The 13,597-nt window shown below is 59.6% G+C and carries 12 protein-coding genes; 9 read left to right on the top strand and 3 right to left on the bottom strand.

Annotated elements, in window-relative coordinates; all coding sequences use genetic code 11:
• From IOD40_RS06760 to IOD40_RS06775, 4 genes are all read left to right on the top strand, one after another.
• Complete coding sequence (locus tag IOD40_RS06760) at positions 1-2,169, top strand: ML domain-containing protein (RefSeq protein WP_198475654.1); 2,169 nt, start codon at positions 1-3, stop codon at positions 2,167-2,169.
• Positions 2,166-2,537, top strand: coding sequence for a hypothetical protein (locus IOD40_RS06765; protein WP_198475656.1), 372 nt, complete (start codon positions 2,166-2,168; stop codon positions 2,535-2,537). Before IOD40_RS06760 ends, IOD40_RS06765 begins: the two co-directional genes overlap by 4 nt.
• 1 nt (position 2,538) lies before the next feature.
• Positions 2,539-3,453, top strand: a complete 915-nt coding sequence (locus tag IOD40_RS06770; RefSeq protein ID WP_198475658.1) for a hypothetical protein — start codon at positions 2,539-2,541, stop codon at positions 3,451-3,453.
• Between the two features lie 66 nt (positions 3,454-3,519).
• Complete coding sequence (locus IOD40_RS06775) at positions 3,520-4,617, top strand: hypothetical protein (protein ID WP_198475660.1); 1,098 nt, start codon at positions 3,520-3,522, stop codon at positions 4,615-4,617.
• 8 nt (positions 4,618-4,625) lie between these two features.
• Here IOD40_RS06775 and IOD40_RS06780 read toward each other — a convergent pair whose 3' ends face one another.
• A complete protein-coding gene (locus IOD40_RS06780; RefSeq protein ID WP_198475662.1) occupies positions 4,626-4,910 on the bottom strand; it encodes a hypothetical protein in 285 nt (94 codons plus the stop codon).
• A 58-nt stretch (positions 4,911-4,968) separates the two neighbouring features.
• Here IOD40_RS06780 and IOD40_RS06785 point away from each other — a divergent pair, with 58 nt between their 5' ends.
• Complete coding sequence (locus tag IOD40_RS06785) at positions 4,969-7,176, top strand: hypothetical protein (protein WP_198475664.1); 2,208 nt, start codon at positions 4,969-4,971, stop codon at positions 7,174-7,176.
• 645 nt (positions 7,177-7,821) lie between these two features.
• Here the strand turns inward: IOD40_RS06785 and IOD40_RS06790 are convergent.
• Positions 7,822-8,043, bottom strand: a complete 222-nt coding sequence (locus IOD40_RS06790; RefSeq protein WP_198475666.1) for a hypothetical protein — start codon at positions 8,041-8,043, stop codon at positions 7,822-7,824.
• 169 nt (positions 8,044-8,212) lie between these two features.
• Here IOD40_RS06790 and IOD40_RS06795 point away from each other — a divergent pair, with 169 nt between their 5' ends.
• From IOD40_RS06795 to IOD40_RS06810, 4 genes are all read left to right on the top strand, one after another.
• Positions 8,213-10,330 (top strand): M23 family metallopeptidase, encoded by a 2,118-nt coding sequence (locus tag IOD40_RS06795; RefSeq protein ID WP_198475668.1) that lies wholly within the window; start codon positions 8,213-8,215, stop codon positions 10,328-10,330.
• A 55-nt stretch (positions 10,331-10,385) separates the two neighbouring features.
• Positions 10,386-11,195, top strand: coding sequence for a glycoside hydrolase family 108 protein (locus IOD40_RS06800; RefSeq protein ID WP_198475670.1), 810 nt, complete (start codon positions 10,386-10,388; stop codon positions 11,193-11,195).
• Complete coding sequence (locus IOD40_RS06805) at positions 11,195-11,449, top strand: hypothetical protein (protein ID WP_198475672.1); 255 nt, start codon at positions 11,195-11,197, stop codon at positions 11,447-11,449. The genes IOD40_RS06800 and IOD40_RS06805 overlap by 1 nt, the downstream gene beginning before the upstream one ends.
• Positions 11,450-11,618: 169 nt before the next feature.
• Complete coding sequence (locus tag IOD40_RS06810; protein ID WP_198475674.1) at positions 11,619-11,930, top strand: hypothetical protein; 312 nt, start codon at positions 11,619-11,621, stop codon at positions 11,928-11,930.
• A 37-nt stretch (positions 11,931-11,967) separates the two neighbouring features.
• On the opposite strand, the gene IOD40_RS06815 is transcribed toward IOD40_RS06810, so the two are convergent.
• The gene (locus IOD40_RS06815; protein ID WP_198475676.1) at positions 11,968-13,524 is read right to left on the bottom strand and encodes an ATP-binding protein; all 1,557 of its coding nucleotides are present in this window, start codon (positions 13,522-13,524) and stop codon (positions 11,968-11,970) included.
• Positions 13,525-13,597 lie beyond the last annotated feature (73 nt).

Below are 13,597 nucleotides of genomic sequence, written 5' to 3' on the forward strand. Positions count from 1 at the left end.
ATGCCGCTTGTTAAGCTCGAACTAAAGCCGGGCATCAACACCAATGATACCGCGCTGGCGAACGAGGGAGGCTATGTCGCTGGCAACCGCATGCGCGGCTGGCAGGGTAGGGCGCAGCCTATCGGCGGCTGGCGGTCACGCACGACGCAGGTTGTGGATGGTTTATGTCGCGCATCCCACGCCTGGTCAACACATGAGGGCGCAACCTGTATCGCCTACGGCACCAGCGAAGGCTTGTTTGGCGAGTATAACGGCAATTTGCGCGACATCACCGGGCCGATCCACGAGACAACGCTGCAAGACGTTTTCTCAACCACGAACGGCAGCGAGATTGTCACGGTCCATCTACCGTTTCATGGCCTTGTCGAGGGGCAGGACGTTGTATTCAGCCATCATCAGATGGCTGTTGCTGGGCTGACGATCGAGGGCACCTACACAATCAAGAGCGTTCCGACGCGGGGGTCATTCACGATTGAGCACGCGTCCAATGCCGATGCCGATGTTGAGAACGGCGGCGGCTATGTGGATTTCCGCGCCGATCTGATGCCCGGACTCGTTAGCGATCCGCTCACAGGCTACGGCACCGGGGGATATAGCGAAGGGCCGTATGGCTCCTCGGGGAACCGCCCCGGCATGCGCCAGTGGACACTTGCCAATTGGGGTGAATATCTTCTCGCAAACGCCTGCGGATACGGTCTTTGGGAATGGCAGCCCTATGCCAATTATCCGGAGCTCGCTTACAATGGCGAGTTCGCCAATGCGGACGGCTGGGGTCTTGGCACTGGCTGGAGCATTGCAAGCGGCAAGGCGACGAAGGCAGCAGGAACGGGCTCCGCCCTTTCGCAAAGCGTTGAGGATCTGGTCAAGGGCGGCATTACGGTTCGCGTCACCTTCACCGTGACAAGGACGGCCGGCACGCTCAAGTTCCGTGTCAATGCCGGTGCCACGCCAGCGGTGATCGACGTTGGGCCAGCTTCCTCGCCCATCTCCAAGTCTGGCACATACACCCGCACCTTCCGCATGCCAGCGCTTGCAAAGGACGTGGTGTGGGAAGCAGACAGCGCGTTTGCCGGTTCGGTCGAGGACGTTTCCTATCACCTTGAAGACAAGGCAATTCGCATCACGACCGCGCCGCCTGTGATAGATGCGATGTACGTCAACACGAATGGCATCGTCGTTGCGCTTGGCACTACCTCGGTAGACGAGGGCACATACGATCCAACGCTGGTTCGTACCTCGGATCTCGGCAATAACCGCGCATGGGTGCCGGATGAAGGGTCTTACGCTTCGTTCTTCAACGTTCGCGGCATTGGCGGCCGTCTAGCGAAGGGCATCGCAACCCGCCAGCAGGACATCATTGCAGGCGACGACGGCGTTGCCTCGCTACAATTCACCGGCGATCCGCAAGATCCTTTCACGGTCAACATTCTTGGCACCGGCTGCGGCGTCGTCGCGCGCCACGCCATGGTTGAGCAGAACGGCTTTGTGTTCTGGGCAGCTGAGAAGAACTTCTACATCTTCCGCGGCGTCGGCGCGACCAGCCTCGGCATTCCTGAAATCCTGCCGTGCCCGATCTCGAAAGACCTCTTCGACAATATCGAGCGCAGGCAGAGCGCCAAGAGCCATATGGGCATCGTCCCGGCATTCTCGGAATTGTGGTTCTTCTATCCCGATCAACGCGATGGAGATGAATGCTCGCGGGCCGTCTCATATTCCTGGACCGAAGGGCACTGGCACACGCATAAGCTCGCGCGCACTACATGGTGTTCGTCGGGCATCTTTCCCAACCCGCTTGGCGTTGCACCGAACGGGCGCCTCTACAATCACGAAGTCGGCACCTCTGCCAATGGTGCGAACCTCGACGCATGGATTGAAACAGGCGATCTCGACATAGGCGACGGTGACACGCTTCTCGCGCTCACAAGCCTGATGCCCGACTTTGCCAGCATGGAGGGGCAGGTCGCGTTCACGATCCTGTCGAAGCTCTATCCGCACCAGAAGGACCCCAAGCAGACGGGGCCATTCATCATCACGCCGACCACCGAGCGCGTGAACTTCCGCGTCATGACCAGGCAAGTGCGGTTTCGCTTTGGCAACGGCACGGCAAACACCTTCTGGCGCATGGGCGCTCACCGTATCGACCTGAACCAGACGAAGGCACGGCGATGACACCCAGCGAGCAGATCATCGAGTTCAACCGCGTCTGGAAGTGGCTTGAGAAGGCCGTCAAACGCGGTGGCAACACCCACGAAAAGCAGCATGTTCTCGCCCGTATTCTGGATGGCCGCGCGCAGCTCTGGACCAATCGCGAGGCGGCTATCGTCACCTCTATCGAGACTTACGACAACGGCTTCAAGGAAATTCAGGGATGGCTGGCGGGCGGCAAGCTCAGCGCTGTCCAGCAGCTTCGTGATGAGGCGGAAGCGTGGGGCAAGCAGATGGGTTGCAGCCGCTCGCAGCTTATATCGCGTCCCGGATTTGAGCGCGCATTTCCCGGATACCGCCGTGTCGCGGTCGTACTTGTGAAGGATCTATAAAATGAGCTTCGGCGGATCGAAAAGCCAAACGACGACGCAGAACGCGAGCAACGTTAGCGCAGGAGGCGGCACCTCCAGCTATGCTCCGTGGACGCAGAACATGCAGACCGCTATCGGGCAGATGGCGCTTGCGCAGAACGCGGGAAATCTCGGCCCTCGCGATTCAGCAATTGCTGGCTTCACGCCGGATCAGCTCAAAGCCTTCGATATGGCTCGCGGTACGGCGGCTCAGTTTGGCGCTGGCAATTCTGGCAGCGACACGTTCAGCGCACTTCTCGGTCAAAGCCGGATCGGGCCCGACGACTGGAAAGAACACATGAACCCGTATCTCGACTCGGTGGGTCGCGATGCGGTCAACAATATGCGCCGGGAGCATGAGAACGCTCAGGCAGGCTTGTCGGCACGATACGCGGCACGTGGCGGCTTGGGCGGCTCAGGTGAGGGTTTTGCTCGCGCACGTATGACACGCGGCCTTAACGAGGCGGTTCCCGGCGTCATCGCGAACATCATGTCCGGTGGCTATGATCGTGCCCAAGGCATTGCCGCTCAAAACGCACAGAACGCGCTTGCGGCGGCGGGGCTCCATGATCGCCACATGAGCAGCGAATTCGACCGGCAGGGGGCCGCAGCTGGCCTTCTTGGGCAAGCTGGAGCAGCACAGCAGGCGCTTGCACAACGCAGCCTCGATCTGCCGCATGAAGCCCTCCAGCGCATCGCGTCGTATGTCCCTCAGGTTTACGACAACTCGCAGAGCTCGTGGAGCATGGGCAACGAGAACAAGACCGGCACGCAGCCTGACAACTCTCCCAGCCTGTTCCAGCAATTGCTCGGTGGTGGCTTGGCGGTGGCGGGCCTCCCAGCAGCGGGCGGCGGTTCCGTTGGCGGTAACTGGCTCTCCGGCCTCCTCGGCAAATAGGGGTATTTCATGCTCGGTCTTCCTCAGATTGCACCACTCCCTCAGTCCCGGCCGATGGAAAGCGGCATGGCTGCGCCCGTTCCTGCGGCTGGCGGTGGCCTCGGAGGCGCTTTGGGCGGCCTTGGTCAGCGTATCGGCGGCGCGCTCAACACGCCCGCAGGCGGCAACCTTCTGTCGGCGCTCGGCTATTCGCTCATGTCCAGCCCGCGCAATGCACCCTTGCAAAACTTCGGACAGTTCCACACGAACCTGACCGCCAATACCCTCCAGCAGCAGCGCTATGATCAGCAGCAACAAGAGGCGGAACGCCAGCGTCAGGAAGAGGCGGCATCGAAGAACCAGACGGCTGCTTGGCTCAAGTCGAACTTTGGGCTTAGCGATGACGAGGCTCTTGCAGCAGCGCAAAACCCGACGATCCTACAGCACTATCTCAAGCAGGCTCAGGGTGGTTCTCGCCCTCGCTACAGTCTCAACCCGATCTATGGCACCGACCCCGAGGGCAATACCGTCATCAGTGTACTCGGGGACGACGCCTCGCTAAAGACCGTGGATACCGGGGGAGTAAAAATTTCTACTGGCGTGGATCGGGTTGACGTAGGCACCCACTACAACCTTATCGACAAGCGGTCTGGTCAAATGGTCGGGACCTTGCCGAAAGAGAACTATCAGGAAGCCTTTGACACGGCTCAGGGTGGCGCAGAAGGCAAGGCGGCGGGTGAAGCTAACGCTAATCTCGAAAGCGAGATGATCACCGCACGTCAGACAATCCAGGAGCTTGACGAGCTCATCGCGCACCCCGGCCTGTCGGCTATCGCAGGTCCCGTCGATCAGTTCCGTCCATCATGGTCTATGGGCGCTGAGGGGCGCGATGCCTTGGCACGGTTCAACCAGGCGAAGGGCCGCGCGTTTCTACAGGCGTTCGGCATGCTCAAGGGCGGCGGTGCGATCACCGAAATCGAAGGTCTTAAGGCCGAACAGGCTATGGCCCGTATGGACCGCGCGCAGAGTGAGCCTGAATTTATCCAGGCGCTTAAGGACTTCCGCGAAGCAGTTGCTAGCGGGATGACGAAGTTGCAGCGGCGCTCCTCAGGTGGTGGAGCGTCTCGTGCGCCGACCGCTCCCGCTCGAACATCAAGCGGCGTCCAGTGGAGCTTTGACGACTGATGGCGCGTTTAGTTGATCGCGCCACTCGGCGCTGGCGCTGGCTGCTTGCTCACCATCTCCAACGTCTTTCTTATCGCATCATAAAGCTGGAGTGCGGCTGCGGGCGAGCACCGCAGATGTGCCGTTGCAGTCAAGCGGCTCTCAACTCCACTCCCCGAAGGGTGCAATATATGGGCCGCCAACTCGATTTGGATCGCCCCGTTCAGAACGCCAAATACGGGCGTTTCATCAAAGTAGACGACGGGCGCTCCGTCGTTTGGATGAATAACTAGCGCTGCCTTTTCTTCGGTCATCTGCCCCTCCCTGATTTCCCCACCACATCCTTGAATCTTTCTTGCGGCGAGTCGAGTCATGACAGTCCTCAACATCAACGGTCGGCGCGTCCGCGTCGATGACAGCTTCCGCTCGCTTTCGCCGGAAGATCAGCAAGCAACGGTGGAGGAAATTGCGCGCGAGATGGGCGCGGCCTTTAGCGGCACCGACGATGATCCTATCCTCGACAGCCTGCGAAACGCGCCAATCGGTGAGGATGATCCTTGGGCCAACCTCATGCAGACGGTTGGTCAGAAGGTCGATCCTGCTACCAATCAGCCGCACGGCGTGCCGGAATACTCGCCTCCCGGTGTTGAGGGCTATGACCCCAAGACTGGCGAGGTGGCTCAGCTCGAAAGCGGTTGGAATGAACGCGCGGGAGCATTCGCCACGGGCGCGGCCGATCTGCCTGTTATCGGTCCTGCTCTCAAATCAGCTTCTGCTGGAATCGCTGCAGGACTGACCGCGCCATTCGCGGACGACAGCTTTTCAGAGCGCTACGGCAAGATGCGTGAGCGCCAAGAAGAGGTCATGGAAGAACACCCCGGGTATGCGCTCGCGGGCAATGTCGCAGGCACCATCTTAACTTTGCGCGGCATCCCACAGAGCCGCGTTGGTTCGCAAGCGTTCGGCCTGACCGGCAGTGTACCGCAGCGCATGTTTGCAAGCGGCTTGACGAATGCCACTATCGCTGGCGCGGATACTGCAGTGCGTGGCGGCGATATCGGTGATGTTGGCAATAGCGCATTGGTTGGGGGCGGCATTGGGGCAGCGGTCCCCGGTGTGGGCCACGTTGGCAGCGCTCTTTGGCGAGCCGCTGGCGATAAAGCAGCTCCTATCATCAACGCCGTACGAGACCCCGCCCGGGAAGCGTCACGGCGCGTAGGGACGGCTGTCGAGCGCGATATTACCGCGAGCCCGACCTCGGTATTGACCGGAGCCGATGAGGCAATTGCCAGGCAGAACAACATTCCGCTCCTGAATGTGGACCGTGGTGGGGAGACAACCCGCGCCGTTGCTCGTTCCGTTGCCAATCAATCGCCGGAAGCACGCGGCGCTATCGAGAATGTCGCAAGCGATCGCTTTGCAGGGCAGGGGGCTCGTGCAGTCGAGTTCGTTAAACGCATCTCTGGCGGCAACGCTGATGACCTACAGTTTCAGCAGCTGATTCGCGACACGGCCCGCGCCGTCAATCGTCCAGCGTATAACAAGGCGTTCTCAACACCCGCCGCACAGAACATGTGGCACGAGGGGTTTGAGCAGCTGATGCAGGCTCCGGCAATGCAGTCGGCAGCACGTCAGGCCACAACACGCGGAGCGAACCGCGCTGCCACAGAAGGCTTTACGCCTGTCCGCAATCCGTTCGCCTTCGATGAGGCCACGGGTCGAGTGATGCTTCGCCAGAACTCGGACGGAACAAGCGCGCGTCCTAATCTGCAATTCTGGGATCAGGCGAAGCGCAACCTCGACAGCATGATCGGCAAGGCGCAGCGGTCAGGCGACAATACTTACGCGTCAGACCTGATGTCCCTCAAGTCGCAACTGGTCTCGCTTCTTGATGATGCAGTCCCGGCATATCGTTCCGCACGACAAGGAGCAGCCTCTTTCTTTGATGCAGAAGACGCCCTCGAAGCGGGACGAAAGTTCGCCAACTCTCCGCGCTCGATCCCGGAGGCGCGGGCTGCATTCTCGAAGTTCAACAAGACCGAACGGGCAGGCTTCCAAGCAGGATACGCTTCCGAGCTAATCGATCGCATCAAGACAGTTGGCGACCGCAGCAACGTCATTAACTCGGTCTTTAAGAACCAAGCTTCGCGAGAATCAATCGAGATGGTCTTTGGCCCTCAGAAGGCGAAGGAGCTCGAGGCGTACATTCGGGTGGAAGACATTGCTGACCGTCTCCGGGGGGCAATGGGGAATTCCACTACGGCACGACAGCTTGTCGAGCTCGGACTCGGCGCAATGGGCGGCGGCTATATGACCGGCGATCTTTCCGGCGCCGCCATGGGCGCGCTCGCCGTTAAGGGCGGTCGCGCCGCACTCACTAAAGCCGATAATCAGGTTATGAAGCGCATGGCGGACCTCCTGACCAAGGATGATCCAAACGCGCTCAAGCATGCGGTATTGGTAGCACGTCAAAACCCGAAATACATGCAGGCTCTTGAAGTAATCGGGGATGCGCTCGCTATTCCCGTCCGAGCTGGCGGCATGGTTGGCAGCCGCCAAGATGATCTTGGCGGGACCTAGCGTTCTTTCTTCCCGAAGAGACATCCCCAGGCTTTCAAGATCAAGTCCGACAGGAGAATCAAAGCGATCCCGCCGACGATTCCGAACGCGGTTGCAGATATCCCCTCGGTGAGGGACAGCTCACCGTAAGATCCCCGGGTCACTGCAATCGCAATAGCAACGCCGGTCGCAGCGATCAGGCCGGATACAAATTTGCCGCTGCGGCTTGGTTTCGCGTCCCCGTCTTGGTCATGCGGGTTGGGCTCGATGGTGGGCGGTTCGTGCTCCCGGCTGCTCAATTGCAGAACCCGTTAATGCACGTGTGGCTGAACGAGCGGCCTCGGGAGTCAGTGCCTTGGTAAAGCTGAGTGTTTCCCATGTTGTACTGGTTCATGTTCCAAGACTGACCGTTAGTCTGCCCTTGGTGCATGGTCGTGTTGCCAAAGGTCGTTGAATTCTGCGACCAATTGGAGCCGGTTCGGGAATTGTGGCCTTGGACCATGGTGTTGTTGCCGAAACGATTGACCGTATAGCTATTCCCGCTTGTGTCGGTGCAATTTTGGAAAGAACTCGTGCCAACGCACATAGCGCTGGCGGCTGTTGAAAAGAGCGTCGCGGCGATAAGAACAGCAATGCGCATGAGCGGTTTCTCCATCTCGGGTTGGATTACTTGACCCCGCAGCCGTTATCGTCACACCGGGATGTATAAATGCCGCTCATGTCGGGCGACTGATACGTGCAAGAAATCAAGTACCCGTCTTTCTTGACGAAATCAATCAAGCGCCAGCCGTTGCGGTCTCTTTCTTCGCAGAGGACGAAGTAGTGCTTGGGCTTACTGTCGAAGCAGCCACCAAGCGCGAGCAACATCGCTACCCCAACCCACTTCATCCACCCCTCCCAAGCAAAGGCTTACTCTGCCACCTAGGGATACGGCGGGCAATGGGCACTGAGAGCTACGCTTAGGACCTTCGCGTCGAAGCACTAGGCCTCGTCACACCACAAATTCAAATTCCGCAAGCCGCTCCATCTCAGGGCGGCTTTTTCTTTGAGGATCACCATGAGCGCAGCAGTTCGCGATGCGATTGTTTCTTACCTGGCAGATCGCGGTGCCCCGCTGCACGTGGCTGCGGCGATTGCCGGAAACTTCTCGGTCGAGACTGGCGGGTTCTCGCCCAAGGTCCTTTCTGGTGAGAAAAGGGGCGACAACGGCAAGGCTGCTTTTCTCGGTCAGTGGCGCGATGGGCGGCTTGAAAACCTGAACCGCTTTGCAGCGTCTCGCGGTGAAAAGGTGCCGAGCATCCCGACGCAACTTGATTTCATGGCGCTGGAGCTAACGCCTGGCTCCCGGTACGCCGACCCCATCGCGTCCCGTAAGCGTGACGATATCTTCTCAGCGCCGACAATCGAGCAGGCTACCGAGGCATTCGCGAGGCATTATGAGCGCGCGGGGACGCCTCACATGGACCGCCGCCAAGAGGCTGCTCAAGCCGCATATCAGGGCTTTTTCGAGAGCCGTACGGTAAATGCACCAACACCAGTAGCACGTGCCGATGCGATGCGGGATGCTGTAGTGGCTGCTGCTCAACCCGCACCATTGGCAGAGCCGCGCGAAGGCTATGTTAGCCCGCTTGGCCCACTAGGCGACCGAGTTGTCAGCAATTTCGGCCCTCGCAACGCGCCGCAAACCCCACAAGGGCGCGGCTCATCCAATCACCGTGGTATTGATCTGACGGCTGGCCATGGTCGCGGTCAGGTCGGATATCCGGCTCAAGCTGTTGCCGCTGGCGTCATCACCCATGCGGGCCCACGCGGCGGTTATGGTAACATGGTCTCGGTCCGGCACGATGACGGGACTGTCTCACGCTATGCGCACCTGCAGGACGTGAACCCGAATATCGCTGTCGGTACTCGGATCGGGCAGGGGTCTCCAATTGGCACAGTGGGTTCGACCGGCAAGAGCCAAGCTCCCCACCTCCATTTTGAAATGATGGACGCGCAGGGCCGGCACATCAACCCATCGAACGTCATCGACTTTGCGCAGAACCGTTCGGTGCCGACGCCAAGCCCTCGAACAAGCAACGTGCCCACCATTGCCCATTCCGGCGCACCGGCACGCGCTGCACAGGAACAGTCCATGGCCGCACTCAACCGGTCACAGGAGACGCCGCTGATCAGCATGGCCGCTGCACCGGTGCAATCGGCAATGATCCCGTCGCTGGACCTTTCCTCAGCCCCGCGTATCGACGTCGCTCAGCCAGCCGTACAGGCCAATGCTTACGCTCCGGCATTCAACGCACCATCCGCAGCCCCTCAGACGGCGCGTGAGGCGTTCAACATCGATGACCGGATCAACCAGGCGCACTCAGTCTCAGTGCCCCAGCTAGCCGGCGTAGCAGATGCGCGCGTGGCGCAGGCTCATTCCGTCCCGAGCGTCGCTCCTCAGATAGCAGACAACCGGGTAGCGCAGGCCCATGCGGTTGGCGCACCTTCGGCACGTTCGGCTCAGGATGCGTCAATGGCCGCGCTTGCAGCGTATCAAGCAGAGCGCGCACCGGCTCAGGCATTTGCGGCAGCGGCTCAGACGCCGATCGCTCAAGCGGCTCCCGTTCATGCCGCATCGGTCCCGGCCTACGCCTCCACTCCGGCCCTTGGCCCTACACCCACTGCGCGGCCTGATAACCTCGCAACGCAGATCGTCGCCAATGCGGTGCAGCCTTCGGCTCCGGTTCAATCGCCATCGGTTCACAACTACGCGCCAATGCCCGATCACATTTCCTCGGCTCCGCGAACGGGCGGGATCTTCGGGGATGGCGGCATCTTCTCCCCGGCGAACGTCCAAAACACAGCGGTTGGAGGCCTTGGTGGCTTTGCCGGCGGCGCGCTTGGTGGCGCACTGCTTGGCCCGGTTGGCGCACTAGTCGGGTCAGCGGTGGGTCGGCACATGGCAGTCGATAAGTTCGGTGCTCGTGCGCCTGATCCTATCGCGCCTCTCGGCATTGCGGAGTTCAACCGCCTGATGGCTCAGAACTACACGCCGGGCCTGGCTTTCCCCGACGCACCAAACTTCGATACGATCTACCACTATTCCGGCGATGGCCCCAGCTATTCAGACATGGCGGCTATCTCACCGGGCGCGGCTGACGCGATCTCAGAAGGCCGAGGTGGCCTCTACTAACTACCCCTCTCATCTCATCAACCTGCACCGACCGGCAACGGCGGAAGGAGAAGACATGGACCGCAACTTTCAGCGGGCGCTTCCGCTCGTCCTCAAACACGAAGGTGGCTTCGTGAACCATCCGGCAGATCCGGGTGGCGCAACGAACAAGGGCGTGACGCTGGCGTCGTTTCGCGCCTATGTGAAGCCGAACGGAACGGTTGAGGATCTCAAGGCCATCACCGATGCGCAGGTCGCGACCGTCTATTACCGGCACTATTGGTCGGCGGTGAATGCACAGGCTCTGCCTTCTGGGATCGACTACGCGGTCTTTGACTTTGCGGTGAACAGTGGACCGGCTCGCGCGGCCAAGTATCTGCAGGCGGTTCTCGGTGTGGCGCAGGACGGTCGGGTTGGGCCTCAAACAATTGCCGCGGCCGAGAAGGCGAATGCGCGCGATGTGATCGATGCGCTTTGTGACGACCGGCTCGCCTTCCTCAAGCGCATCAAGAACAAGGGCAAGCTGATGTGGGAGACCTTCGGCAAGGGCTGGTCGCGCCGGGTTGAGGATGTGCGCAAGACCGCCCAGCTGATGGTGGGCCATCCAGCCGATGTCAAAGAGGTGGTGCGAGAAGTTTCGGTTCCGGTCGATAAGCCCACGGTCCCGGTGTCGGTTGAGAACGAGGTCAAGCAGAAGACCGGGCTGTGGTCCTGGATCACTGGTCTCTTCTCGTCCGGTGCTCTCGGCCTTGGCTGGCTGGCTGGCATGGATTGGCAAGCGATTGTCGCGATCGGTGGCGTGGTCCTCGTCTTCCTTGTCGTCATCTTCCTGATGCGCCGGCAGATCATCGCCGGGGTTAAGGAGATCCGCGAGGGGCTGGCGTGATGCTGACCCTTCTGTTTTCCCGCACCGGGGTAATGGTGGCGGGTATTGTCATAGCGACGCTGATTGCCGTCTGGGCAGTCACTGCAGCCTATCAGGCAGGCCGCAATGCCGAGCGAACTGCGGCTCTCACTACCTCCGTCGAGATCCTGCGCGAAAGGAGCGCCATCGATGACCAAACACGCAGCATGGACAGCGGTAGCCTTTGCCGGGCTCTTGGTGGCGTCTGGGTGTCAGACGAGCGTACCTGCCAGTGAGTGCGATGGCTGGCGCAAGCTGAGCCCGTCTTCCGAGACGCGCGCGTTCATCATTGAGCATGACCGGCCCTTCGCGGAAGAGGTCGCGTCTCACAACGGGTTCGGTACACAGCGCGGCTGCTGGTAGCGAACTGAAACCATCCACGGGCGTTCACGAAGGGGCTGATACGTGACGGATAAGGCAAACGAGATGGACGGTGACCTGCGTGCTCGGGTCGTGACGTTGGAACACGCGTCAGCGGCAAAAGAACAACGGCTATCTGCCCTAGAGGCGTGGCAGCGTCAGCGGGACATCGATTCTGCCAGGCATGACGAGAAATGGAATGCCATGGAGGCTCGGATCGATGCGCGCTTCTCCGGCCTCGAAAGCTCGGTAGGCGAGATCAAAAACGCACTGTCCCGGATCAACTGGGCGATCATCCTTGGCATTATAGCGGGGATCGTCGGGTTCATGATCAAGGGTGGGTTTGCTGCGCCGTGAGGCAAAAAGAAACCCCGCCGGAGCGGCCGATAAAGAATTATGCGCCATCCGACCGCGATTTCTTCGAGAGGATGTAGTGCGCTTTTGCATCTCGGCTGTAAGCTCCCGCAACAAAATCTAAAACTCCGTTGCGACGCAAACGCTCGAGATCCTTTTTGCTAGTAGCCCAAGTTCGGCCTGTTAGCCTTTGCGCTTCGGTAACCTGAATCTTGCCGTTTCGAAAGGTGTAGGCGGCAATTTTAATTTCGTGCTCTTGGAGCCGTCTCCAGAGCGCTACACCGAAATGGCTGGCAACATCGGCGTCGGTCGCGCGCTTACGGCTCTCGTGATCGTTCATTAGGGTGACCCTCACGAGAACGCCGTGGACAGCCTCTTGCTTGAAGATCGGGTCGGGGAGGCCCCAATCCTTCATGCTCTGGAGGATGCGACGCGTACCCTCTCTCGCCATCTGCACATATCCCAAGACGCGCATCGCATCCATGAAGTGATGATTGCGCGCGGCGCGTGTGTGGTAGATCGTTGTCTCGTTCACCGGGGGTACGAACCCTCCTGGACTCTCGATCTCAAGGCGCTCAGGGAAAAACTTCACCGTGATCTCGGAGCCGCTGAAGCTGTAGGATCGGTGAACGCAAGCATTTACTAAAGCCTCGAGCCACGCCCATCGAGGATACTCGGTTGTAGTAACGAACTTACCCTCTGAGTTCAGCCAAGTTACATTGTAGTTCAGCTCCTGGATTGCGTCCGAGACGCCATTTATAATATTGATAACGTTGCCTTCAACAAACCGGTCGCGGATAGGGTTATAACTCGACCCGACCCCTTCTTGATCAGTAGCGAAACGCTGAACGCGAACGCGGCAGCCCGGAATGGTCTTCCGTGGGTCTTTCGCAGCGAGAAGAACCAGCGCGTTGGTCGGGCGCAGCTTTTCGTCTTCCTCGCGCAGCAGATGGCGATCAAGAAGAACTTCTGTATTACTCCACCCTTGCCTGCTTTCTTTCGTGCGGAACGAGTCACAAAAGTCTTGGATAATGCGAAGGTCGAACTCGTCCGGAAACGCGTAGTTCGCGACATCCATCTCGAACGACAGTTCCCCGCGGGTTGAGCGAAAATCCCGCTTCTCCTCATCGGTCATCTTGTGCTTGCTGTCGCCATATCGCGTAAATGCATCCCCTTTGTTCGTCTCGACCAGTTTCGCAACGTAGGGGATGTAGATGGCGATGCAAAAATCCTGTTCGCCGTTGACAATCACTGGGATGCGCTTGAATTCGGGCTTGGCCTGCGGGCACCTCTGTATATGGCACCGCTCTATGCCATTGAGCAGCGGTGCTGGGAGCTTTGAGCAGCCGTGTGCAATGCCCTTGCTATCTGCCCCAAAAACTATCACTCCGCCTTCAGGCACATTTGAGAACATCGATATATAGGTAGCGAGATCATCGATATTTACAGAGGTGCCGCTCTTGTAGTCGATCCTCCGATCTTCTGGGAATGCCTCCATCATGCGCTGAGTGAGCTTCACCCATATCTCGCGCGGCGACCACAGGGCTGGGTTGTCTCCCGGTGCAAATACAGCATCGAATGGAAGATCGAGCTGCATTCCAAGTTCACTATCGCTGGGGTGTCGACGCTCCGTCGACACCCCAGACCTTGTTTTTTTAGCCATTCTTACC

The organism is Aquamicrobium zhengzhouense, from assembly GCF_016124105.1.
GTDB classification, from domain to species: domain Bacteria; phylum Pseudomonadota; class Alphaproteobacteria; order Rhizobiales; family Rhizobiaceae; genus Aerobium; species Aerobium zhengzhouense.

Bases quoted from the DNA above. Each gene is read 5' to 3' on its own strand.
- IOD40_RS06760 (WP_198475654.1), top strand. From the start codon at position 1: ATGCCGCTTGTTAAGCTCGAACTAAAGCCGGGCATCAACACCAATGAT.
- IOD40_RS06765 (WP_198475656.1), top strand. From the start codon at position 2,166: ATGACACCCAGCGAGCAGATCATCGAGTTCAACCGCGTCTGGAAGTGG.
- IOD40_RS06770 (WP_198475658.1), top strand. From the start codon at position 2,539: ATGAGCTTCGGCGGATCGAAAAGCCAAACGACGACGCAGAACGCGAGC.
- IOD40_RS06775 (WP_198475660.1), top strand. From the start codon at position 3,520: ATGGCTGCGCCCGTTCCTGCGGCTGGCGGTGGCCTCGGAGGCGCTTTG.
- IOD40_RS06780 (WP_198475662.1), bottom strand. From the start codon at position 4,910: ATGACCGAAGAAAAGGCAGCGCTAGTTATTCATCCAAACGACGGAGCG.
- IOD40_RS06785 (WP_198475664.1), top strand. From the start codon at position 4,969: ATGACAGTCCTCAACATCAACGGTCGGCGCGTCCGCGTCGATGACAGC.
- IOD40_RS06790 (WP_198475666.1), bottom strand. From the start codon at position 8,043: ATGAAGTGGGTTGGGGTAGCGATGTTGCTCGCGCTTGGTGGCTGCTTC.
- IOD40_RS06795 (WP_198475668.1), top strand. From the start codon at position 8,213: ATGAGCGCAGCAGTTCGCGATGCGATTGTTTCTTACCTGGCAGATCGC.
- IOD40_RS06800 (WP_198475670.1), top strand. From the start codon at position 10,386: ATGGACCGCAACTTTCAGCGGGCGCTTCCGCTCGTCCTCAAACACGAA.
- IOD40_RS06805 (WP_198475672.1), top strand. From the start codon at position 11,195: ATGCTGACCCTTCTGTTTTCCCGCACCGGGGTAATGGTGGCGGGTATT.
- IOD40_RS06815 (WP_198475676.1), bottom strand. From the start codon at position 13,524: ATGCAGCTCGATCTTCCATTCGATGCTGTATTTGCACCGGGAGACAAC.